This window comes from Streptomyces sp. NPDC005774 (assembly GCF_042871645.1).
Classification (GTDB): domain Bacteria; phylum Actinomycetota; class Actinomycetes; order Streptomycetales; family Streptomycetaceae; genus Streptomyces; species Streptomyces pratens.
This window is the reverse complement of record NZ_JBIAIV010000143.1, coordinates 1-1,438: the sequence shown is the minus strand read 5'-3', so window position 1 is coordinate 1,438 and position 1,438 is coordinate 1. Positions and strand designations below refer to the sequence as shown.

1 protein-coding gene is annotated in these 1,438 nt (G+C 69.5%); it reads left to right on the top strand.

Going from position 1 to position 1,438, the window contains the following annotated elements:
• Window positions 1-65: 65 nt before the first annotated feature.
• On the top strand, window positions 66-1,438 hold a 1,373-nt coding region (locus ACFYQA_RS39505), incomplete at its 3' end, for an IS1182 family transposase (protein ID WP_388928680.1).

Sequence of the window (1,438 nt, the reverse complement as noted above, 5' to 3'; positions counted from 1 at the left end):
TCTCGGTGCTGCAGTACGCGGAGGGGCTCAGCGACCGGCAGGCCGCTGAGCAGGTTCGGGCTCGGATGGACTGGAAGTTCCTGCTGGGCCTGGAACTGGATGATCCGGGGTTCGACTTCACGGTCCTTGGCGACTTCCGTGCCCGGCTGATCGAGCACGGCCTGGAGGAGAGGGTCCTGGACCTGCTTCTGGAGCGGATCTGCGGTCTCGGGCTGCTGCGGGCAGGCGGTCGGCAGCGGACGGACTCCACGCACGTCCTGGCATCGGTACGGGTGTTGAACCGGATGGAGTTCGTCGGCGAGACCCTGCGTGCGGTGCTGGAGGCCCTGGCCGCAGCAGCCCCGCAATGGCTGGCAGGCCAGGTCACGGCCGACTGGGTCGAGCGCTACGGCGCCCGGATCGACTCCTACCGCTTCCCCAAGGGGGAGAACGTCCGCACCACGTGGGCTGAGCAGGTCGGCCGGGACGGCTTCACCATTCTGGAGGCCGTCTTCAGCCCCACAGCCCCGGGCTGGCTTCGGCAGATCCCCGCCGTCCAGGTCCTGCGCCGGGCCTGGGTGGAGCAGTACCACCGCGACGGTGAGGGGGTGCGCTGGCGGGAGGCGAAGGACCTCCCGCCGGCCAGACGCCGGCTGTCCTCGCCCTACGACACTGACGCCCGCTACGGCACCAAGCGCGGCTCGGGCTGGTGCGGCTACAAGACCCACCTGAGCGAGACGTGCGATGCCGGCGCCCCGCACCTGATCACCCACGTGGCCACTACCGACGCCACGGTCACCGATACCGAGATGACCGAGGAGATCCACCAGGGCATGAGGGAGCGGGAGTTACTGCCCGACGAACACGATGTGGACGCCGGCTATGTCACCGCGGCCCACATCGTCACCGCCCGCGATGAGCACGGCATCGACCTGGTGGGGCCGGTCGGGCTCGACACCTGCCATGAGAGGTCGGGCAAGGCGCACTTCGCCCAGAGCGCCTTCGCCGTCGACTGGGAACGCCGGCAGGTCACCTGTCCCCAGGGCGCAACGAGCGTCAGCTGGTCCGACCAGCGCAAGGCCACCGGCACCCCGCTGGCCCGCATCCATTTCGCCGTCGCTGACTGCACGGCCTGTCCGCTGCGGGCCAACTGCACCACGGCCACGAACGGCAAGTGGGGCCGCAGCCTGACCCTCCTGCCCCGCGAGCAGCAAGAAGTTCTGGCCCAGCGCCGCAAGGAGCAGCTGACCGACGAGTGGAAGAAGCGGTACGACATCCGTGCGGGCGTCGAAGGCACCATCTCGCAAGCCGTGCGCCGCACCGGGATCCGCCGCACCCGCTACACCGGCCTGCCCAAGACTCACCTCGGCAACATCCTCGCCGCTACCGCGATCAACATCATCCGACTCGACGCCTGGCTGACCGAAACCCCACCCGGCGGCACCAGAGCCTCACACCT